Origin of the sequence: Gilliamella sp. ESL0443, from assembly GCF_019469165.1 — a bacterium.
In the GTDB taxonomy this organism is placed as follows: Bacteria; Pseudomonadota; Gammaproteobacteria; order Enterobacterales; family Orbaceae; genus Gilliamella; species Gilliamella apicola_E.
Map to the genome: position 1 here is coordinate 579,811 of NZ_CP048263.1, position 23,214 is coordinate 603,024.

Sequence of the window (23,214 nt, forward strand, 5' to 3'; positions counted from 1 at the left end):
ATGTCACATTTTTACTTTTTTTTACCAGTAATTCGGCACCACTCTTCTTGCTCAATGATAGGATCAAGTTCAAAATGAGTCTGATATGCTTCATATACACTTTGAGATTGAGTGGCTAAAATACCTGATAATCCTAGTTTTCCATTAGTTTTTACAAGGTTATTGATCTGTGGTTCAAGTTCTTTTAAAGGGCCAGCTAATATGTTTGCGACAACAACATCTGCTTGTAAATTCTTAGGAAGATCTTTTGCTAAATATAGTTCAATTTTTTCACTAACATTATTTCGCTCAGCATTGGCACGACTTGCTTGGATCGCTTGAGGATCAATATCTACTCCAATGACTCGCTTAGCGCCTAATTTTAATGCAGCAATGGCTAAAATACCTGAACCGCAACCATAATCAATCACTATCTTGTTGTTTAGATCTAGACTATCTAACCAAGTTAAACATAATGCTGTTGTCGGGTGGGTCCCCGTTCCAAATGCTAGACCAGGATCTAACATTACGTTGACTGCATTAGGATCAGGAATGTCTCGCCAGCTAGGGCATATCCATAATCTTTTACCAAATTGCATTGGATGAAAGTTATCCATCCACTCTCTTTCCCAATCTTTATCTTCTAGCTGTTCTATTTTATAGGAATATTGATCTAGATTTAGTATCGCTTTTAATTCATCAATATCTATTTGAGCATCATAAAGTCCAACTACGTCGGTGTTTCCCCAAAGTTTCGTTTCACCTGGTAACGGCTCAAAAACAGGGTTATCATAAGTGTCTTGAAAAGTGACTGATACAGCACCTGATTCTTCTAGTTGCTCGCTGATTTGTTCAGCTAATTCATTAGTAGTGTTAATTCTGAGTTGAATCCAAGGCATAGTTTTTTCCTGTTTGGCCAAATAGGTTGGCGATAATAAATACAACTAATCCGATCAGTAACGATGGTATGATTGGATGGAAAGCATAAATCTTAATGTTATAAACAGCGAGAAGAGTATAGCTTATTGCACCAGCTAACATTGAGCAAAGTGCCCCTGTTGCATTCGCTTTTTTCCAGTATAATCCGAGTACTAATGGCCATAAAAATACTGCTTCAAGTCCACCAAATGCGAGTAAATTAAGCCAGATGATCATTTCGGGTGGTTTCCATGCGGCTAATATCAATAATCCACCAAAGAAATAGGTAATGGTAACTGATAATCGAGTTAGCATTTTATCACTAAATTTGGTATTTGGTCTTATCGTTAGGAATAGATCTTTAATAATAACCGATGATACTTGTAGTAGTTGGGCATTAATTGTGGACATTATAGCTGAAAGTGGCGCAGCCAAAAAGATTCCTGCAGCCAAAGGAGGCATAACTTTTATAATTAATGTGGGTACAATTTGATCCGGAATCGTTAAATCACTCACTATCGCACGACCGAGTGCTCCAGATAAATGCATAGTTAACATGATGATTGTTACAACTATAGTACCAATAATAATACCTTGGTGTACCGCTTTACTATCTTTATAGGCCATGCAACGAACAGCAGTATGTGGTAAACCAACAACACCAAAGCAGACTAGAACCCAAAAAGAAGCCATAAAAGGGAAGTCCATAAAATTATTTGGTCCTTGTGGCGTTAATAAAGCCGGATCGATTGTATATAGGCGATCAATAATATTTGTAATTCCACCACCAGCGTAAATAATGGCGACTAAAAGTAAAATGGCACCGATTATCATAACTAAGCCTTGGAAAGCATCATTTAAAATGCTGGCTCTAAACCCCCCAAAAGCCGTATATATTACTGTGCCGAATCCAAAAATAATGAGTCCATTGTCATAAGGAATACCGACAGATGATTCTAATAAACGGGCTCCCCCTACAAATTGTACAGTCATCGCACCAACAAAAGCAGTAATTAAAGCGATACTTGCAAACCATACAATCATTTTACTTTTATAATGAGAATAGAGCATATCACTAAGCGTTATTGCATTGTATTTACGAGCTAAAATAGCAAACTTTTTACCTAAAATGCCCAGTGAAAGTAATACAGTAGGGACTTGGATCATAGATAACAGCACCCAGCCAAGTCCATATTTATAAGCAGCCCCTGGCCCACCAATGAATGAACTGGCACTAATATAAGTTGCAGCCAAGGTCATCGCCAGTAAAAAACCGCCCATGGTGCGATTACCAATAAAATAGTCAGTAAATTGGTTTACTTTCTTTCTTTTTATATAAGCGTAAATTGATAACGCAAATACAAATATAAGGTAAATAATAAGAGGAAGAATAATATCTAATTGCACGCTTAATGGCCTATTCTAATGGAATATTTTTGAATTGTTTTTTTACCACAATATAACATAACAAGATAAAACCAAATGGTACCATTATGCATGACAGCTCAAACCATAATGGCAAACCTATGAAACCTTTTTGATCTTTTAAACTATAAGCGCTAATTACCCATGCAGCGAAATAGATAAGAGTAAGTAACAATGAAAGCTTTGCTTCTTTATTAGCCTGCTTGTAACGAGTATCCATATTAAATAAATGGTTAATTAATTTGGGGGGGACTTAGAGTAAAAGAAAGTGTTTAACTTGGCAAGCTTATTGCAATTTATGCAATATAGTGTTCTAAATATATCAATTTTCGCAATTATGATTTTACGCTATAGTGCTCTGATTAAAAATAATTCAACTCATGGAGAGAATAATGTCTAACTATTTTAATACATTAAATTTACGCGAAAAATTAGAACAACTAGGTCAGTGCCGTTTTATGGCTCGTGATGAATTTGCATCAGAAGCTAATTTTTTAAAAGGCAAAAAGATTGTGATCGTTGGTTGTGGTGCTCAAGGTCTTAACCAAGGGCTAAATATGCGCGATTCTGGTTTAGATATTTCTTACGCTTTACGTAAAGAAGCTATTGCAGAAAAAAGAGCATCATGGAAAAAAGCAACAGAAAATGGCTTTAAAGTTGGAACTTATGAGGAATTAATTCCTACCGCTGATTTAGTTATCAACTTAACTCCAGATAAGCAACATTCAGCTGTAGTACAAGCTGTTCAACCATTGATGAAAAAGGGTGCAGCATTAGGTTATTCACACGGTTTTAACATCGTTGAAGTTGGCGAAAAAATTCGTCCAGATATCACAGTAGTGATGGTTGCGCCAAAATGTCCTGGAACAGAAGTTCGTGAAGAGTATAAACGTGGATTTGGTGTACCAACTCTGATCGCTGTCCATCCTGAAAATGATCCTAAAGGCGAAGGTTTAGCAATTGCTAAAGCATGGGCTGCTGCAACAGGTGGTCATAGAGCGGGTGTTTTACAGTCTTCTTTTGTTGCTGAAGTTAAATCTGATCTTATGGGTGAACAAACGATCTTATGTGGTATGTTGCAAACTGGATCATTACTTTGCTTTGACAAACTTGTCGCAGATGGCGTTGATCCTGCATATGCTTGTAAATTATTACAATTTGGTTGGGAAACGATCACTGAAGCATTAAAACAAGGTGGTATTACGTTAATGATGGATCGTTTATCTAATCCTGCTAAATTACGTGCGAATGCATTAGCTAAAGAATTAAAAGTGATCATGACTGATCTTTACCGTAAACATATGGATGATATTATTTCAGGCGAATTCTCATCAACGATGATGAAAGATTGGGCTAACGATGATGTTAACTTATTGAAATGGCGTAAAGAAACGGGTGAAACTGCATTCGAAAAAGCTGCCGAATATCAAGGTAAGATTGACGAACAAGCTTATTTTGATCAAGGTGTTGTTATGGTAGCAATGGTTAAAGCAGGGGTTGAACTTGCATTTGAAACTATGCTTGAATCTGGTATTTTACCTGAATCAGCTTATTATGAATCACTACATGAGTTACCACTTATTGCAAATACAATAGCTCGTAAACGTTTGTATGAAATGAATGTGGTTATTTCTGATACCGCTGAATATGGTAACTATTTATTTGCTAATGCAGCTGTTCCATTATTAAAAGAGAAATTCATGCCAATGTTACAAGCAGGTGACTTAGGTAAAGCTATACCTGAAGGCAGTGTTGACAATGCACAATTACGTGATGTTAATGAAGCTATTCGTCACCATCCAATTGAGATCGTTGGGCGTAAACTTCGTAGCTATATGACAGATATGAAAAGGATCAATGTAGCAAGTTAATTGATCTTAATCAGTTATGAAAAAGGTGCTAATAAGCACCTTTTTTTATGTCTAAAGTATCTTAACATCAAGCTTTAACTGCATTTAATATTTTGTAAAATTACGATTTGATCACAAAGGATCAAGGATCAAAAAAAGGATCCAACTTAGATCATTCGGATCCTTCTAAAATTTTCATAAAACTTTTAAAAATTAAATAATTAAAAATTTTTTATTTTAACTTTTTATTTATTTTTTATATTAGTTATGGTATATTTTGTTCAAATTTAGTTCAATTTGTAAGGATAAAATATCAATGAAAATGGCTTTTCGACCAACTGATAGCTGGCGTTGGTATTTTGATAAAGAATACGACAGCTTAATGCTTGAAATTTCATCAGAAATGTTATTTCGTTGTAATTATGCAAGCAAAATATTAATACCAGATGTATTTGATGAGTTTTCGTTTTCTGTTGATGACGCGACGGCTTATTATCTATTTTATGATAGTTGCCAATCTTTAGCTTTAAGTGACTCGCAAAAGATTGAATTATCCATTAATGCCATTGTTGCGGCTAATTTTATTAAACCTCAAATGCCAAAAAGTTGGTATTTTTGCCAACAACCTAAGCTATATCGTCCTAAATTAGCGGACATTGTTGAAGTCAGCATGCAAGAAGGTGATCAACGGGTTTTTTTATTAGTCGTTGAAGCGGGTGAAAATGCTTCACTGTGTATTATTGCTCAACCTACATTTGTGGCAATGAATAAAACATTTTATTTTTCCGAAGCAATTAAAGTGATGAATGATCGACTGGCGCCAATCCAAAAAAATGTCATGGATGAGAGTTCGTTGATAGACCTTAAGTTAGAAGCCATTTCGTAAACAATACCATTCTAATCCGACTATTGTCTTGTCAGTAAGACTTAATTTCGATTTAAACCTGCTATATTTTGATTTTGTTATTCACAACAGGTTGTGAAGCAGGCAATGTATTGATCTGTTTAATCGATGACTTAAACGGCATTTCGTTACGGTATCGCAGTTGAACGCTTTAAAACTGAATAAAAATGACTTTAAAGGATAGCATTTAGCATCAACGGTTTTAAATTTAAGCCATATAACATTATTAACGTATTGATTGGCAGGCTAACTTGTCATCATAGTGGGGTAATAATTTATTAAGTGTCAATCAACCATTTTAATCAATAATTAACGATTTATTATTGATAAATCAGAATTCTATAACCAATGATCATTAAGGTTTTTTTATTAATTCAATTTTGATATCACCCTCAGGTATACAACTACAAGCTAAAATACGGTGATCGCGTTTTATTGCAGATTGAGTAAGAGGATTCACTTTTCCTTGTTTTAATACCACTGCACATTTTCCACAAATTCCAACTCTGCATGAATAAGGGAGAGTAATATTATGTTGTTCCAGTTGTTCTAAAATAGTCTGTTGTTGATTTCCTTTGATTGTATTGTTCTCAAAAGTAATATTACACTGTTCGTGGTTAAATCGATTATTTTCGGGAAAAGATTTTAAATACTTTTTGGCCGGTTGCCTTTCAAGTATCTCAACAGGATCGTCAATTGATATTGATCCGACATTGCGAGCTATCATATTCATTCCAAAATCTATTTCCCCTTGCTCATCAGTCCGAAAATAGCGGAGCGTATTGAGTGGTTCATTATTTGCTAAAGGCTTTGCTGTATTAATATTAAAAGTGGTAAGTACACAGCGACTACACGGTTTAACGATATCAAAAATGACATCGCCAATTTTGATGATTTTCCAGCCATCTTCGGCAAAAGGAAGCGCACCTTGAATGATGATATTGCTTCGAAACTGCTGAATATCGAGCTTTTCCAAGCATCTTTGTTGTAAATAATTGAATGATGCTTCATTCAATAGTAGATAAGGATAGCCATCTGCAAAGCTTACCGGTGTTTGAGGATATCGTTTTGTTCGTCTTGTCAAATTAGTGCCAATCCAGCGCAATTGCACATTTTTTTGAAGGATGTGACTAAAAAATTGGTTAAGTCTGATTGGCGCAATATGAGAGGTAAAATGGTTACCCCAAACTTCGGTTGGTTCATTAGTTTCAATAAATTCATCAAATTGAATTGCTATTGATTCGTTATTTGACGTTGAAACAACAATACTGTTGTTAACTATAGCTGTTTTTAGTTTTAAAAGCTCAGGAAATTGTCTTGCGGTGATAAATGTTCCGTCAGGTTCACTAATCATCAATACACGATCATATTTGAATCCCCCTACAACAACATTCGACGTATTTAGGGGAATACCTGCAAGCGATTTAATCGGATAGATAAATAATTGGCTGACAGCGCTCATAATAAATAAAGTGATGAGTAAAAATGATCTTAATTGTAAACTGAATTCATCGTAATTTATAGGCAGTAGATAGTACGCCTATAAATAATCGATTGGCTACATAGGCAGATCTTGTAGAACTTTAGCATATTTTACTACATAGTCTAGGAAAATATTAGCAGAAGAAATGTAATAAACGAAATGTCCTTTAGTTATGATAGCATGAGGACCTTTATTTACTCCGCAGTGGTAACCAGGATTTAATTGAAGCTCTGATTTTTCAATTATTTTCTTATATTTTTCAGCTTCAATCGTAGAATCAAATGTTAATATCAAAACAGAAAAAGAAGGATAATATTTATTGTAAATACGGGTATTACTTTTAAAACCGTACCATTTTATACCAGATCCATTAAATTGATAATATTGATTCGAATTACAATCAGAGAAGCGAACCGAGCCGGATCGTTCAAAATAGAGTCGTTCATCTTGATTGAATCCATCTTGATTAAGTCTCTTAAAGAAAGCATCTAATTTGCCAAATTCGACTTGATCAAATTTTAAGGTTAATTCAGTATATGGTACTGAGGATGTTCTATTATTGAGTTGAAAAAAATAATAAAAAATTATTATTAGTAATATTATTAAAAAAAATATGCATTGAAAAAACAAAATTTTTCTTCTTTTCATACCAATCCTCTAATTCTTTAATGATTAAATTGTTAAAATATTATGAAATTGTAGTATAGCTAATTTCTAGGATAAAAAAATAAGTTTTACCACTAGGTGTCATTACTGATATTTCATCGTCAACTTTATGACCAATTAACGCTCTGGCAACAGGACTATTAATAGAAATCCAATTTTTTTTAGGATCAAATTCATCGGCTCCTACAATGCGGTAAATTTGTACGTGACCGGATTCATCTTCTAGTTTAACCCAAGCACCAAAAAATACTTTGCCTTCTTGCCTTGGATCAGGATCGATAATGGTTAATATTTCTAGGCGTTTTGTTAAAAATCGTACTCGTCTGTCAATTTCACGCAATCGTCGTTTTCCATAAATATATTCTGCATTTTCACTCCGATCGCCAAGGGCTGCCGCATCAGATACAGCTTGAGTAACACGGGGTCTTTCTTCTTTCCATAAATATTTCAATTCACGATCGAGTGCCAAGTAGCCCTCTCTTGTTATATAATTAGCTTTTTGCATAATAAGTTTACATTCCGTTAATCGACGAGATATACAGAGATATCATGATAAATAATCAAATTAGCCATATTATAGCGGGTGAATTAACCGTAAAACCAGAACAAGTTTTAGCTGCCATTCAGTTATTAGATGATGGTAGTACCGTTCCCTTTATTGCTCGATATCGTAAAGAGATGACCGGAGGTCTGGATGATACCCAATTACGTACCTTAGATAGCCGTTTAAGTTATTTGCGAGAACTAGAAGATCGTAAACAAACAATTTTAAAATCAATTGAGGAACAGGGTAAATTAACCCCAGAATTAAGCCAAAAAATTACTGATACGCTTAGTAAAACGGAATTAGAAGATCTTTATCTTCCTTATAAGCCAAAACGTCGTACCCGCGGTCAAATAGCAATCGAGGCGGGGCTTGAATCTCTCGCTGACGATTTATGGCAAAATCCCGATCTCAATCCAGAAATTGAAGCTGAAAAATATATCAATGCAGATAAAGGCATTGCTGATACTAAATCTGCCTTAGATGGTGCCCGTTATATTTTAATGGAGCGTTTTGCTGAAGATGCCGCTTTACTTGCTAAAGTTCGTCATTATCTTTGGAATAACGCACATCTTGTATCTCAAGTTATTACTGGTAAAGAGGAAGAAGGTGCTAAATTTAGAGACTACTTTGCACAAAGTGAACTTATTTCAAAAGTGCCTTCTCATCGTGCTTTAGCTATGTTTAGAGGACGAAATGAAGGATTTTTACAACTTTCACTCAATGCCGATCCACAATTTGAAGAAACGCCAAAAGAGAGCTATTGCGAGCAAATTATTACAGAGCATTTAGGGATTCATTTTAATGATCAACCTGCAGATAAATGGCGTAAAGCAGTTATTAATTGGACATGGCGAATTAAGATTTTAATGCACATGGAAACCGAGCTTATGACCACTTTGCGTGAACGTGCTGAAGAGGAAGCAATTAACGTATTTGCAGCAAATTTACACGATATGTTGATGGCTGCACCTGCAGGTATGAAAGTCACCATGGGAATGGATCCAGGCTTACGAACAGGTGTAAAAATTGCTGTTGTGGATTCTACAGGTAAACTTATTGAGACCGAAACGATTTATCCTCATACAGGACAAGCTGATAAAGCAGCAATGATTGTTGCTGCACTTTGCATCAAACATCAAGTGGAATTAGTTGCAATTGGTAATGGCACGGCATCTCGTGAAACTGAACGTTTTTATCTTGATGTTCAGAAAAAGTATCCGGAAGTAAAAGGGCAAAAAGTTATTGTCAGCGAAGCTGGGGCTTCTGTTTATTCTGCATCAGAGCTTGCTGCTCAAGAGTTCCCTGATCTGGATGTATCAATTCGTGGTGCGGTATCCATTGCTCGTCGTTTACAAGATCCATTAGCTGAGCTAGTAAAAATCGATCCAAAATCCATTGGGGTGGGGCAATATCAGCATGATGTTAGTCAGACCCAATTAGCTAAAAAACTTGATGCGGTGGTTGAAGATGGAGTAAATGCGGTAGGGGTAAATTTAAACACTGCATCAATGATGTTACTTGCCCGTATTGCAGGATTGAATAAAGTTATTGCCCAAAATATTGTAGATTGGCGTAATGAAAATGGTCAATTTACCGATCGCAAACAGTTGTTAAAAGTTAGTCGTTTAGGCCCTAAAGCGTTTGAACAATGTGCTGGTTTTTTACGCATAATGGAGGGTAAAAATCCACTTGATGCATCGGCTGTTCACCCTGAAGCCTATCCGGTTGTCGAACGAATTTTAGAGAAAAATCATAAATCTTTAAAAGAAATTTTAGGTGATACTAATTATCTGAAATCATTAAAAGCGGTTGATTACGTTGATGACCATTTTGGTGTTCCAACTGTCACTGATATTATTAAAGAACTTGATAAACCCGGACGAGATCCAAGGCCTGAATTTAAAACTGCCCAGTTTGCTGATAACATCGAAACAATGGAAGATTTAAAAATAGGCATGATTATGGAGGGTGCGGTAACCAATGTTACCAATTTTGGTGCTTTTGTTGATATTGGTGTACATCAAGATGGTTTAGTTCATATATCAGCATTATCTGATAAATTTATTGAAGATCCACGAACGGTTGTTAAAGCTGGTGATATTGTGAAAGTTAAAGTGATTGAAGTGGATATTGCCCGCAAACGTATTGCTTTATCGATGCGACTTGATGATCCAACAACGCCAAAAGTAGAAGGGGCCAAAGCTCGAACGAATAAATCAACCGGCACTTCTAAAAGTGGACAGTCAGCGCCTATTACAAATAGTGCAATGGGTAATGCTTTTGCTGCAGCTTTTAAAAAAGGAAAATAAATTCAGTTATATTTTATTTGTAAAGGGAGGTTAATGCCTCCTTTTTATTTAACGCTAATTTCAAAATATTTTAATAAAATTATTGATGATAAATCCAGTGATTAAAAATCAAATCACGAGCTCAATCACTTTATTTAGAATTATTATTTTAATAAATATTCATTTGAGAACCATTAAATATCAATAAATTGATATTTCGCTATTCCATATTGTATATATTATTATATACTATGCACAATTGTGTAGATTATTTTTAACATATACAATTAATTATCTTATTTATTCAGCCTGTTAGTAAAGTTAAACTACTTTGCGCTGATCTTTTTAATAGCATTTCTTATTTTGATATTCTTAAATTAGTTTATTAACAACATTTGAATATTACACTTTTTCGATAGCGACATAGTCGTTTTTGCTCTAGATATTAAATAAAAATATACCGTTACATGGATGCAATTTAATAACTTTCTAATGGTTTTTATTGCTTATACCCGTTTTTAAAATTTGAAATTGTAATAGGTAACAATTTTTATCAATCATTTGATAATTCTGTAGTTTATTAAAACTTTAAATCAATAACTTTATTCTAATTTGCAGGAAAGTTTATGAGTAGAGGAATTAGCATGAATAGTAAAATGTTTGTTTCCCCCAAATTTTATTTGATGCAATTAATATTTAATATTACAGCTATTTCTTTTTTTTGCCTTTTTTGCCATACATCTCTAGCCGCATTATCATTTGCTGCAACCACTACGCAATATATTCACGGTAATCCGCCTGAAATTCTAGAATCTGCTGATACAAAAATCTTAAATGGAATTCAATTTAAATTAAATATTGATGGTCTTGATCCTGTGATTGTTTTGCCTGGTACTGATAATAAGATTTCTGTTGCTTACAACACTTCACCAAGTATTTATTCATTTGGGGTAGATACTTCAAGTTTGAATGATAGTGATATAAATGATGTAGATGGTGACAAAGTGGCTACTACCGGCAGTTTTATCATTCAGTCTATTAATACTGAATGGCGGGACTCAAACAATAACATAATTCCTTCTGATTCTACTTCCCAACTTGGTAGTGATGTGTGTAATTCATCGACGGCTAATGCAAAATCATCAGTAAAAGTAACGATTCAATTTGTTGCTAAAACCCAGTACGGTGCTCCTGATCAGTCAGAACCAAGAGAAGTCTCTAAAACATTTCAAGTCAGTGCTGATGATGGTATCTGTTATATTAGGCCTGGTGTATTGGCTCTGATTATGCACAATGGATGGGATGAAGGGGATAACTATGCTCCTTATGGTGCTGATACGATAGATCTTGATGTTCCTTATAACGTAGACCAATTTACTATGCATAAAGGTTTTAAGGCCTCCGCTAAAGATCAAAACGGCAATTACTTCCCAACATATGGTTTCCCGGATGCACGTTTTAGAATTGTGCCGGTAAATCCAATTTCAGATTATAGTTATACCTTGGTTAAAAATCCGAATAATTCACTAATTAGTGCTTCTCGTGATTCAAGCGCTGATTCTAAAAGTGAATTTAAATTTACCGAAAATGTACCAGCTCAAGATAATAAATTTGTAATATTAGTTACCAATAATCGAACGTTAGCACAGTTTTATTACACTTTCTCTATAAAACATTGGTTATATTTTACAAATAATTTGGTGGGCAATTGGCAAAACGCTAATAGTTATTGTCAAAATAATAATGATAGATTACCAATACGAGCTGAGTTATCCAATTCTAGTTTTGCTACCGTTCCAACAACTAATGATAACTATTATGTAAAAAATAATGGATATAGAAGAGCAATCGGTGAAGGATTATTGCCAGAATGGGGTAAAGCCTACTTTTATTCCCCACTTGATTATATTGGGCGAGATATGATGTCTGGTGCGCCAAATTTAAGAAGTTTAATCAATTATGATTTCTATTTTACCAGTGAACCATCATCGGTAAAAGATGTATTAGGTAATTATAGATATTACAGTGTGGGGATGGTAGAAGGTAATATTATTGTTGAACCAGATGTAGCATATACCTTATGTGTTAAATATTAACGTTGATATACAATTAGCTATTTTTTTAAAATCTAAACAGATATTAATGATTTATCTTAATATTTGATTTTGATGTTAATCAAATGAGCAGGTTTTCAAACTGCTCATTTTTATTTCAAAAATCTCATGAGGTAAAAATTTAAGACATTATTTTGGAATTTTATAATAAGCCTGTTAATGGTTTATTAAGCACACACTCATTAAAAAACGCTATTATGATAAATAAACAGTTGGCAAAACAATATTTTTCAGGCCAAATTGTTTTAATTCCATAGCAAAATTTTCGATATGTTGTTTTGAGGCGCTCTGCCATGTTTTGGCTTCACCTCTCACACCATGATTATGAAATGCATTGATTCTAATTTTTATATTTGCATCAAATTGCTTTAAAAAATTAGCTAAATGTTCAGCGTTTTGTTGTAAATCGGTATGCTTAGGAATAATTAGAAATCTGACTTCATATAATTTATTCATTTTTGCAAGATATTCAATTGACTTTTTAACTCTTAAATTTCCCTTGCTAGTTAATGCTTCATGTACTTGATTATCCCATGCTTTAAGATCAATCATTGCCCCATCCATTACGTTGACTATTTTTTGCCAACCCATTTGAGGTAAATATCCATTACTGTCAACAAAACAGCTTAAGTGTTTTAAATCCTGAGCTTGTTTAATCGCACTAAAAAGCTGCTCAATAAACGCTAGTTGCAGTGTTGCCTCACCACCGCTTAGGGTTATTCCGTTTAAAAAAGGTAGATATTTTCGGATAAGTTTTAAAATATCTTCAATACTGTATCGATAAGTCATCGGTGTTGACTGATAGTTACAAGTGTTTATACAAGTATCACATTGCTGGCAAGTTGAACTTTGCCAAATGACTTTGTTGTTGATAAATGATAATGCTTGATGGGGGCAGGAAGCAACACATTCACCACACTCCTTACACCGTGAAATGGTATAAGGATTGTGGCAATTTAAACATTTAAAATTGCAGCCTTGTAAAAAGATGACTAACCGGTTTCCCGGTCCATCAACACAAGAAAAGGGTAAAATTTTATTAACGATTGCCCATGACTTGTTCATGGCTTATTACCCTAGGGGTCCTGCATAAGTAACTATTGTTCACTGTATCTTCGGCTGCTTCACTACCTAAAAATGTGGTATTAATCCGCGAACCTTCTTCTTTATATTTTTTGATATCTGATAATCTCACCATATAACCAGTTACACGCACCAGATCATTACCACTGATATTAGCCGTAAATTCACGGAAACCAAATTTAAATGCTGCTTTACAAATTTGTACTAAGGCTAATGGATTATTTTTAATTGTTTCATCAATAGTTAAAATATCACTAATGCCAGATGTATAATATTTATGGTGTTTAAATAATGCCATAATATGGGTAACAGGATCTGGTTCATGTCCATAAGGGATACGTAAACCAGGTGTTGCACCGCGGTCTGTACTGATACCTGACTGCGCATGTAACATCGCTTTACCTTGCCATGCATGTTTAATTTTATGATTATCAATAAAGTCGGCTAATTGCTCAGAAATGGAGGTAGCTAGTTCATTAGCATCTTCATCAACACCATAGCGACCAGCTAAGTTAGATTTTTCTTGTAGAATATTAACCGCTTCAGCCATAGCATAAATACCAAACATTGGTGCAAATCGAGTTGCGTCAATTAGTCCTTCTTTGACTAAAAAACTATTTTGAAAGAAATTCGATTTTTCATAAAGAAATTCCGATCTCGCTTTGATTAAGTTCAATTGCAATTGGCAATAATAAGGCAGGGTATTTTGTAAAAAGTCGGTAATACTGTTACTTTTTAATGCGACTTCTTTTAAATTAATTCTGGATAAAGTACTACCACCACCCGCAACAGGGAGAGAGTTATAACAACTCACAACACCATAGCCTTTATCATCAAAATCTTTTTTGATCATCATATTATTAGCGATATGTGGTTTTGCTGTTTGGCAGATATTCTCAATTGCTGTATTTAGTAAAGATTCTGGGGTGATATCTTCATCATAAATAAATGTTAAATTAGGCGCAACTTGTTTGAGTTCACGATCAACACGTAAAATTACTCGACAGATCACATTGTCAGTTGGACCAATATTGGCGTGCATAAATGCATCAGGAAGATTGCGATCAAGCATAATCCAAAAACGTTTTAATCGCTGATAAAGCTCTTCTTCTGTTAAATTGCCAACATAAGGTAGTAACACTTTATCTAAACAACCCAAATAAACAGGCATACCAGTGACCGAAGGAACATGATGATAAGCAATTGTCAGCATATTTATGGCATCATCAAAATTTTTTGCAGGCTCAAGCTCTAAATACTCAGATCCTTGTTTAAGGAATTTTGCATAATCTGGTAACACATAACGAGGTTTATACGGTGCATGACCTTCGTACATGTCACAAATTACACGCTCATCTAAGGCTTGCTTAGTTTCACTATCCAAATCAACATAAGGTAAATTATTTTCCGCTGCTAAAGCGAGAAGGTTCGCTTTTTGTTTAGGTGACAGATTGGGATCGGTCACAATATCGTAACAATTTTTTTGAAATTCTGTCATGTTCATAAATACCTCTATATTACCTATATGTTGAAAGCAAAAAATTAAATTTAATGGCTAATTTATAATACCAATTTTACCCGTGCCATTTATATTCTACATTTCTTTTTTAAAACCGTTATTTTTCCAAAATGAAATTAACCGGTTCATAATCTGCCGCATTAATTGGTGAGTGCGCTTCAATATATTCTCTTATCACATCCGCGTCTCGGTAACCTGTATCGACATAAGTTGGTGAAGTATTGGTAACGGGATAACCATCTCCACCAGCCGCTAAATAATCTAACGTGGTAATACGATAAGATTTTTGCAAATCAATTGGCTCATTATTAATTTTAATATCGCTAATCGTATTGCCAGCTAGCGTGATATTTTTTAAGTGAGTATAACCACCAGAACCTTGTTTTTTACTTAATGCAACTTTAAGATATTCCACCAATTCACGGCCGGTTAACTCAAAGTAAACAACTGTATTACCAAAAGGCTCAACTTTCAAAATATCACGATAAGTAATATTTCCTTCAATAAGTGAATCACGAATCATACCGCCAGCCATAATGCCAACATCAGCATTCGTTTTTTCAATAAAGGCACTGAGTAACAGCTGTCCCATATTGCTTTGTTGATATCTTACTACACTACGATCACCTTCTAAACGACCGATTAATTCACCTGTTTTAGTGAGTAATTGCTGTTTACCTTGATCTTGATAAGGTTTAAGTGTTTCTAACAATTTTTTATCTTGTTCTATTTCACTAGTGTAGTATTCAAGACGTTTAGTATCGTTGCCATTGTCGACTTCTTTTTTCAAGTTGATAGGAATTAACTGATAATTTTCCAGTGTAATTTTACCGTTTAAAAAGACAAAGTCGGCACGACCAACATATTTACCCCATTCATGAGCTTGAACAATCCAAGTTCCATTTTGTTGATCGGGTGCACATGGCGTGCCAGGAACATACTCAGTAATACGTTTGTTAGGGCTAGCCATACATACAGGGTTTTGAGAGTGACCACCTACAATCATATTTAAATCACCTGGTTTCAATCCCCGTGCTAACTCAACATCACCCGGTGCCATTGAACCATGTTCACCATTTTCATAATGTCCCATATGAGTAACCGCAATAATCATATCTGGGCGCTCATTATTTTTAATTTGACTTATCACCTTCTCTGCTTCAGGCAAGGTTTTGCGAAACTCAACACCGTCAGTATTTTTAGGTGAAGCAAGGAAAATTGTATCATCAGTAGTTAAACCAAATACCGCAACTCTAATGCCATTTAAATCAAACATTTTATAAGCATCGAAAACGCGATTATCAGTATTTTTGAAGTAAGTATTTGCTGATAAAAATGGAAAGTGAGCCCATTTTTGTTGTTCACGAATAACTGCTAAAGGATGATCAAACTCATGGTTACCAACAGCCATTGCATCATAACCAATACTGTTCATACCCATAAAATCGGGTTTAGCTTGTAAAACATCGGATTCAGGAACGCCTGTATTAATGTCACCGCCAGATAGCAGAAGTAATTTCCCACCTTTTTCGGATACTTCTTTTCTAATTTGGTCAACTACAGTTTTTTGAGCAGCTAAACCATATTCACCAATGTCATTTTGCCAAAAATGGCCATGATGGTCATTAGTATGCAAAATAGTAAAAGAATAGGGCTTATCTTTTTCCCAAGTAGGTGCAGTAGATTGCTTGGTTGCAACTGCTGCGAATGAATTAACTGAGAACAGACCTAAAATAATAACTAGTGACAGTTTAAATTTAAAACAATACATGGCATCTCCCAAATCCTTATTAGAGCTATTCCGTAATTACTTTGAAAATCAATTGTGGTTGTTTAGCACTATCACTGATAGTAATATTGTCATACAATTTTTGTTTAATTGCATCAATCTTATCGCTACTTGAATGAATAGTTAATAATGGTTCACCCACTTCAACTTTATCACCCACTTTTTTATGTAAAACAATACCAACAGCTGGATCAATAACATCTTCTTTAGTTGCACGTCCAGCGCCTAATTGCATCGCCGCAATACCAATTTGGTCGGCAATAATGCGTGATACATAACCTGATTTTTGTGCAGGTAGATCGATTTGGTAAGGGGCGTTGGCTAATTTTTCAGGATGATCAACAACAGAGCTATCTCCACCTTGAGCTTCAATTAACGTTTTAAATTTCTCTATCGCTTTACCATTTTTAATGACTTCTTGAAGTTTTTCTCTTGCTTCCTCTAATGTCTTAGCTTTATTGGCTAATACAACCATTTGACTACCAAGCGTTAAAACTAACTCAGTTAAATCAGCAGGACCATGACCATTTAATGTATCAATGGCTTCTTTAACTTCTAAGGCATTACCAATAGCATAACCTAAAGGTTGAGACATATCTGAGATAATCGCCATGGTTCTACGACCAATTTGATTACCAATATTAACCATTTCATGTGCTAATTTCTCAGAGTCTTCCATCGTTTTCATTAAAGCACCGTCACCGGTTTTGACATCCAACACAATAGCGTCAGCACCCGCAGCCAGTTTTTTACTCATGATTGAACTGGCAATCAGCGGAATAGAGTTAACCGTGCCGGTTACATCACGTAATGAATAAAGTTTTTTATCAGCTGGGGTTAAGTTACCTGATTGACCAATAACCGCAACACCTTTTTGGTTAACCTGATCGATAAACTCTTGCTTACCTAATTCGATTTTAAAGCCGGGAATAGTTTCAAATTTATCGGTTGTTCCACCAGTATGGCCTAATCCTCGACCTGACATCTTGGCAACAGGAATATCTAAAGCAGCAACTAATGGTGCTAATACTAAAGTGGTTGTATCACCCACACCTCCGGTTGAATGTTTATCTACTTTAATACCTTTAATTGATGATAGATCAACAGTATCACCGGAATACATCATAGCACTAGTTAAATCAGCACATTCTTTCGAAGTCATACCTTGATAATAAATAGCCATAAGTAAAGCACTTACTTGGTAGTCAGGAATCGTACCATTAGTATAATTGGTAATAAAAAATTGAATTTCTTCGGTAGTTAAGGCATGTCCATCACGTTTTTTTTCAATAATATCTACAAATCTCATTACACTTCTCTCTTAATATCAATAAATCAAATTAGGATTATATTTTTTCATCCATTATATGGATTGATGATAATTCTGATCTTAGCTTCATCACTCTCTTTTATTATTTTCTATCAAATTTTTTGATAGTTAAAATTTTCTTATTCAGAAATAATACTAATCTAAATCACTAGGTGAAAAAGACCAAGGCAACAATTCACCGACATTGGTTTCTTGGATTTTACCATGCATATTTGTCAAAATAACTGGCATATCTTTGGCGCAAAATTCACTAATGACTTGGCGACAAGCTCCACAAGGTGAAATTGGTCCATCAGTATCGCCAATCACAACTAATTTTTTAAATTTTGTTTTACCTTCTGATACCGCCTTAAAAATCGCAGTTCGTTCAGCACAGTTGGCTAGGCCATATGAGGCATTTTCAATATTGCATCCTAAAATAGCTTCGTCATCTTCGGTAATTAATACTGCACCTACTTGAAATTTAGAATAGGGTACATAAGCTTTTGAGCGTGCTGTTTTAGCTAGTTCAATTAGTTTTTCAATCTTCATATTCATAATCCTTGTTATCATCAATAGATTTTTAGTTTTGCGATTTTGTTGGTGCTTGTAAATTAAGTTGATATACACCAAAGCCTAAATTATCTTTTTCAATAAACTTAATTGGGTACAATGAATGTTTTTCAATATAGGCTTTGGCTTCTTCAGTAGGGGAAGATTCAAAGCGAATATCCAAATTAATTTTGCTGGTAATTGGTGCAATTCGCCAGTTATTATCAACCTTCACATTCACTTCACCTTGTTTTTTAGTGTGATTAGTAATATAGGCTGAAAGAATGACCCTTAAATCATCCGGAGAATTAAATTTAACATTTTTACCACCAGTACCAGGGAATGTTCCGGTATAAGCACGATAGTTATTGGTGGCAATTAAAAATGCTTGATTGGAAGCAATAGGTTTTTGTTGATAAGTTAAGTTTACGATACGTTCTGAATCAGGATTAATTAACTGACAATTTCCATCATAACGTGCAGGTTTAGTAATATCAATTTGATAACTCACACCATCAATGGTATCAAAATTATAAGTTCTAAATTTATCCCAATTAATCAAATATTGTGGTTGTGACGAATTGATATCAATTTGATTATAAACACCTGCTGAGCATTCCAACCACTCTTTAACATCTTTACCCGTTATTTTTACCGCAGATAAAATATTAGGATAAAGATAGATATCAGCTGCATTTCTAAAAGTTAAATCACCTTTTTTAACATCAACATAAGCTGAAGGATCGTTTTTACGACCACCAGCTTTAAATGGCGCAATTGCCGATAAAATGGGTAATCCATCCAGATCTGGATCACCTTGAACAAACTGTTTCACATAATCAATTTGCGTATCACTAATAATTTGCAAAGCAGAAGTATCTTCGACTAATGCTAAATAACTATTGATATCGGTTGAAACCTTGCCAATTGGTTTACCAACAAATTCACGGGTACCTTCGTGGTCGTCTCTTAACGCATTCGTAATATTTTTATCTGATTCAACTAATGCTTTTTTATTTTTAATATCAAAGATCGGGCGAGCTTCTGATTTACCAGAAATGACTTTCCAATTAGCTTTATCACCTTCAATAACTAAATCAACTACACCTAAATGACTTCCCCATTGTCCAGGCATTACTGCGGGCACATGATTGATATTTCCGGTGCTAATATCAGTATTAGGCAATGATTTAAAATCCTCGCTAGGAAAGACCCCATGAGAATGACCAAACATAATAGCATTAATACCTTCAACTTGGCTTAAATAATAGACTGAATTTTCAGCTAAAGCCTTATATGGTTCGGCAGAAACACCTGAATGCGGAATTGCAACAATGATATTTGCACCTTGCTTTTTCATTTCAGGCACTAATTGTTTCGCGGTTTCAGTGATATCTTTAACAATTACCTTACCTTCCAAATTAAGTTTATCCCACTGCATAATTTGTGGTGGCACAAAACCAATATAACCGATTTTAATAGTGTGTTGTTTACCTTCTCTATCAACGACCGGTTTATCTAAAATAATATATTGCCTAAAGTAAGGTTTATTTGTTTTCGCATCAAAAACATTAGCATTAACATAAGGAAAATTAGCACCAGCTAGACTTTTTTGTAAAAAATCTAAACCAAAATTGAACTCATGATTACCGATGTTACCAACTACATAATCTAGCGTATTAAGTGCTTTATAAACAGGATGAGTCTCACCTTTGTTTAGACCTTTATTCAAAGCATAATCAGCCATTGGACTGCCTTGAATCAAATCGCCGTTATCAACTAAAACACTGTTTTTTACCTCTTTTCGTGCTTGATGAATTAAATTAGCTGTTTTAGCTAAACCAAAAGTATCAATGTACTGATCTTTGAAATAGTCATAATTCATCATATTACCGTGCAAATCGGTAGTTTCGATAATTCTTAAATCTACTGTTGCTGCTTGAAGTGAACCAGATATTAATAGGGTTAGTAGGCTTAATCGGGTTTTATTCATATCAATCTCCTATTTCTCTGATGTTGTTAATCATTAACATATAATAAAACGAGATAATTCTTAAATCGTTCAATAATAGCCGGGTGATATTGCTGATCGTTGATTGCCTGTTGTAGACATTGCTTATCATTACTAGTAAAAAAGGCTAAAACGTCATTAAACAAACGTGATTTTTCGGTTGGTTCAATAAATGCAGCATCAATTCCACAAAGTGTAATATCAAACAGTTCCAATCGAGAAAAATGAAAAAAATGCTCAGCGAGCTGATATTCTTTCTCTATATCGGTGCCAAATATGCCTGCGTCATCGGTATTAAGCGTTATTCTGACCCCTCTATCATAAAGTTGTCGAATTGGGTGATTAAGAATATCACCATTTAACTTATTGACTAAAATACGATTACTAGTAAGCGCTATTTCTAAAGTGATCTTGTTATCAATTAAATTCTCAATCAACTTATCATCTTCAATGGCGGCGATACCATGTCCAATACGATTCGCGCCATGTTTAAGCGCTTGGATAATACTTTCAGCAGAATCAATTTCACCAGCATGATAAGATTTTTTTAAATTCAATTTAGAAGCAAGTTGATGGGCTTTTTCAAAATCATCAAAATGACCTGCTTTTTCATTACCTGCGATATTAAATCCGGTAATAAATGGGTGGGGGTTATTCTCAATAAATTGCAGTGTATCGTATACCACATCGGCACCCAGATGGCGTACGCCAATCACATGGTATCTTACAGTAATATTATGTTCTTTTTGAACATCAATAATCGCTTTATCCATTTGATTAAGCGTTTGTTTAAATCTTTCTTGATCCCAAACTATTTTACCTTCGCTTTCCATGGCACAAATATGATAGGGAGACAAAAATAGCTCGCAATAGATTAACCCTTGCTTGGCATTTCTGCTTAAAAAATCGTAAGTAATTAGGTAATAATCGTCGGGATGTTTAACAAAATTAGAGACAGTATCATAAGTTTGGATAAATGAAACAAAATCGGATTCATCATAATTATATCGACCATTTTTATAATCGGTTGCATCATATTCACCGGGTCGATAGCATAATGAATCAGGAAAAGTCAGATGATTCTTATCGGCTAGTTTTTTTGCCATAAATGGTGTAATACTACCTTCCACATGCTCATGAAGTATAACTTTTGGGATTATTTGCTTATTCATCTAGTTCTAATCTGTTTAAGTATATGCTTATAGGGCACTTGTAAATTATTCATCAGACTAAAGTGATACAACTTTTACAAGCATTTTATTCTACCTTGATAAGACAATTATTTTCCATACATTTTGTGTGACTTATCAATTTCTTTGAAATCAAGTGGCAACAATAGACAGGCAACAAATTAGATGCCTGTCTATTGATGTGGCCAAATTGGTTAATTTAGTCTATCTATTTAATATTAACCTTGCCTTGAGTTTGGTATTAATTTCTGTTCTCAAGAGTATCATTCTTGAAAATAAAGACAAAAATAATAGCAAGTAATAAAGAATATCCTGCAAAAATTAACCAAATTGTACGCCAGTCAATGACACCATTTACAGTGTAAAGATCCACAACAACACCACTGATAGTTGAACCTAAATAAGCCCCAATACCATTGGTCATAATCATAAATAAACCTTGTGCACTATTACGGATATCTGGTGAAACTGTTTTATCAACGTACATAGAACCCGAAATATTATAGAAATCAAATGCACAACCATAAACAATCATTGACAGAAGAAGTAACGTGAAACCTACAGGTGATGGATCGCCAAAAGCAAATAATCCAAACCGAGCAACCCATGCCAACATACTGATTAACATGACATATTTGATACCAAATCTTTTCATAAAAAATGGTACAAATAAAATAAATACAACTTCTGACATTTGTGAAATAGATAGCAATACTGACGGATATTGCACAACTAAACTATCAGCATATTCCGGAATACTTTTAAATGAAAGTAAGAACGGATTACCAAAAGTATTGGTAATTTGTAAAATACCACCAAGGAAGACAGCAAAGACAAAAAAGATAGCAATTCTAGGTTGTTTGAATAATACAAATGCATCTAAACCTAAAGAACTTACAAGCGACTTTCTTTTTGACTCATCTTTAGCAATGACAATTAATGGCAATGTTAATGAATATAGGCTGAGTAAAATCGAACCGCCAGCTGCAATATAGAGCTGTACATTGCTTAATCCAACTTTTAAGAAACTAACAAGCCACATAGCAACAATGAAGCCGATAGTACCAAAAATTCTTATACTAGGGAATTGCGATATAACATCAAGACCTTCTGATTCTAAACAAGAATAAGAAATTGAGTTAGAAATCGCGATAGTTGGCATAAATGCTAAACAATGAATTAAAATTACCACGACCATCATAAATGGTGTTGTGACTGAAGCGGCAATAAAAAGGGTTATTGCCCCAAATAAGTGACAAAGCATGAATAAACGATTAGCAGGAATCCATCTATCTGCCACAACACCAAGCAGACCTGGCATAAATAAGGATGCTATGCCCATAGTACCATAAACTGTACCTACTGTTGTTCCAGTAAAATGCAAGGTCTCCATCATGTAAGAGCCTAAAGTTATAAGCCAGCTACCCCAGATAAAAAATTGCAAGAAAAATATAACTTTAAGTTTGAACTTAATATTCATTTCGTTTCCTTATTAAATGAGTTCTCTTCTAACCTATTAGATAAAATTAATAAATAAATAAAAATTGTTATTACTATCGATGCGTTAGTTATAACGTCAAACACATT

17 protein-coding genes and 1 pseudogene are annotated in these 23,214 nt (G+C 34.3%); 4 read left to right on the forward strand and 14 right to left on the reverse strand.

What is annotated here, in order from left to right; translation table 11 throughout:
- Nucleotides 1–11: 11 nt before the first annotated feature.
- From prmA to GYM76_RS02700, 3 genes are read right to left on the reverse strand one after another with little or no spacing between them, the layout of a single operon-like run.
- Nucleotides 12–878: a 50S ribosomal protein L11 methyltransferase gene (prmA, locus tag GYM76_RS02690; protein WP_220225793.1), complete on the reverse strand. Its 867-nt coding sequence runs from the start codon at nt 876–878 to the stop codon at nt 12–14.
- Nucleotides 853–2,304, reverse strand: a complete 1,452-nt coding sequence (gene panF, locus GYM76_RS02695) for a sodium/pantothenate symporter (protein ID WP_065563415.1) — start codon at nt 2,302–2,304, stop codon at nt 853–855. Before panF ends, prmA begins: the two co-directional genes overlap by 26 nt.
- 10 nt (nt 2,305–2,314) lie before the next feature.
- Nucleotides 2,315–2,542, reverse strand: coding sequence for a YhdT family protein (locus GYM76_RS02700; protein ID WP_065563416.1), 228 nt, complete (start codon nt 2,540–2,542; stop codon nt 2,315–2,317).
- Nucleotides 2,543–2,714: 172 nt separating this feature from the next.
- Here GYM76_RS02700 and ilvC point away from each other — a divergent pair, with 172 nt between their 5' ends.
- Both ilvC and GYM76_RS02710 read left to right on the forward strand, forming a co-directional pair.
- Nucleotides 2,715–4,193, forward strand: a complete 1,479-nt coding sequence (gene ilvC / locus GYM76_RS02705; RefSeq protein ID WP_065733793.1) for a ketol-acid reductoisomerase — start codon at nt 2,715–2,717, stop codon at nt 4,191–4,193.
- 295 nt (nt 4,194–4,488) lie between these two features.
- Entirely contained in the window at nt 4,489–5,058 is a 570-nt protein-coding gene (locus tag GYM76_RS02710) for a cell division protein ZapC (RefSeq protein WP_220225794.1), read from the forward strand.
- 373 nt (nt 5,059–5,431) lie between these two features.
- Here GYM76_RS02710 and GYM76_RS02715 read toward each other — a convergent pair whose 3' ends face one another.
- The 3 genes from GYM76_RS02715 to greB all read right to left on the reverse strand — a co-directional run bounded on the left by GYM76_RS02715 (nt 5,432) and on the right by greB (nt 7,730).
- Complete coding sequence (locus GYM76_RS02715) at nt 5,432–6,541, reverse strand: YcbX family protein (RefSeq protein WP_370632602.1); 1,110 nt, start codon at nt 6,539–6,541, stop codon at nt 5,432–5,434.
- A gap of 93 nt (nt 6,542–6,634) precedes the next feature.
- A complete protein-coding gene (locus tag GYM76_RS02720; protein ID WP_220225796.1) occupies nt 6,635–7,207 on the reverse strand; it encodes a hypothetical protein in 573 nt (190 codons plus the stop codon).
- A 40-nt stretch (nt 7,208–7,247) separates the two neighbouring features.
- Nucleotides 7,248–7,730 (reverse strand): transcription elongation factor GreB, encoded by a 483-nt coding sequence (gene greB / locus GYM76_RS02725; RefSeq protein ID WP_220225797.1) that lies wholly within the window; start codon nt 7,728–7,730, stop codon nt 7,248–7,250.
- Between the two features lie 44 nt (nt 7,731–7,774).
- On the opposite strand from greB, the pseudogene GYM76_RS02730 reads away from it, so the two are divergent.
- A pseudogene (locus GYM76_RS02730) lies at nt 7,775–9,943 on the forward strand (Tex family protein); the annotation flags it as partial.
- Nucleotides 9,944–10,686: 743 nt separating this feature from the next.
- Nucleotides 10,687–12,156, forward strand: coding sequence for a hypothetical protein (locus GYM76_RS02735; RefSeq protein WP_220225799.1), 1,470 nt, complete (start codon nt 10,687–10,689; stop codon nt 12,154–12,156).
- 213 nt (nt 12,157–12,369) lie between these two features.
- Here GYM76_RS02735 and GYM76_RS02740 read toward each other — a convergent pair whose 3' ends face one another.
- From GYM76_RS02740 to GYM76_RS02775, 8 genes are all read right to left on the reverse strand, one after another.
- Nucleotides 12,370–13,239: a YjjW family glycine radical enzyme activase gene (locus tag GYM76_RS02740; protein ID WP_065563171.1), complete on the reverse strand. Its 870-nt coding sequence runs from the start codon at nt 13,237–13,239 to the stop codon at nt 12,370–12,372.
- Nucleotides 13,214–14,761: a YjjI family glycine radical enzyme gene (locus tag GYM76_RS02745; RefSeq protein WP_370632585.1), complete on the reverse strand. Its 1,548-nt coding sequence runs from the start codon at nt 14,759–14,761 to the stop codon at nt 13,214–13,216. Before GYM76_RS02745 ends, GYM76_RS02740 begins: the two co-directional genes overlap by 26 nt.
- A 112-nt stretch (nt 14,762–14,873) precedes the next feature.
- Nucleotides 14,874–16,547 (reverse strand): bifunctional UDP-sugar hydrolase/5'-nucleotidase UshA, encoded by a 1,674-nt coding sequence (gene ushA, locus GYM76_RS02750; RefSeq protein ID WP_065563169.1) that lies wholly within the window; start codon nt 16,545–16,547, stop codon nt 14,874–14,876.
- A gap of 25 nt (nt 16,548–16,572) precedes the next feature.
- Nucleotides 16,573–17,874, reverse strand: a complete 1,302-nt coding sequence (locus GYM76_RS02755; protein WP_220225801.1) for a pyrimidine-nucleoside phosphorylase — start codon at nt 17,872–17,874, stop codon at nt 16,573–16,575.
- Between the two features lie 156 nt (nt 17,875–18,030).
- Nucleotides 18,031–18,447, reverse strand: coding sequence for a cytidine deaminase (locus tag GYM76_RS02760; RefSeq protein ID WP_370632586.1), 417 nt, complete (start codon nt 18,445–18,447; stop codon nt 18,031–18,033).
- Between the two features lie 10 nt (nt 18,448–18,457).
- Entirely contained in the window at nt 18,458–20,419 is a 1,962-nt protein-coding gene (locus tag GYM76_RS02765; protein ID WP_220225803.1) for a bifunctional 2',3'-cyclic-nucleotide 2'-phosphodiesterase/3'-nucleotidase, read from the reverse strand.
- A gap of 26 nt (nt 20,420–20,445) precedes the next feature.
- Nucleotides 20,446–21,609, reverse strand: a complete 1,164-nt coding sequence (gene add, locus GYM76_RS02770; protein ID WP_220225804.1) for an adenosine deaminase — start codon at nt 21,607–21,609, stop codon at nt 20,446–20,448.
- A 259-nt stretch (nt 21,610–21,868) separates the two neighbouring features.
- Nucleotides 21,869–23,107 (reverse strand): nucleoside permease, encoded by a 1,239-nt coding sequence (locus GYM76_RS02775; protein ID WP_065733810.1) that lies wholly within the window; start codon nt 23,105–23,107, stop codon nt 21,869–21,871.
- Nucleotides 23,108–23,214 lie beyond the last annotated feature (107 nt).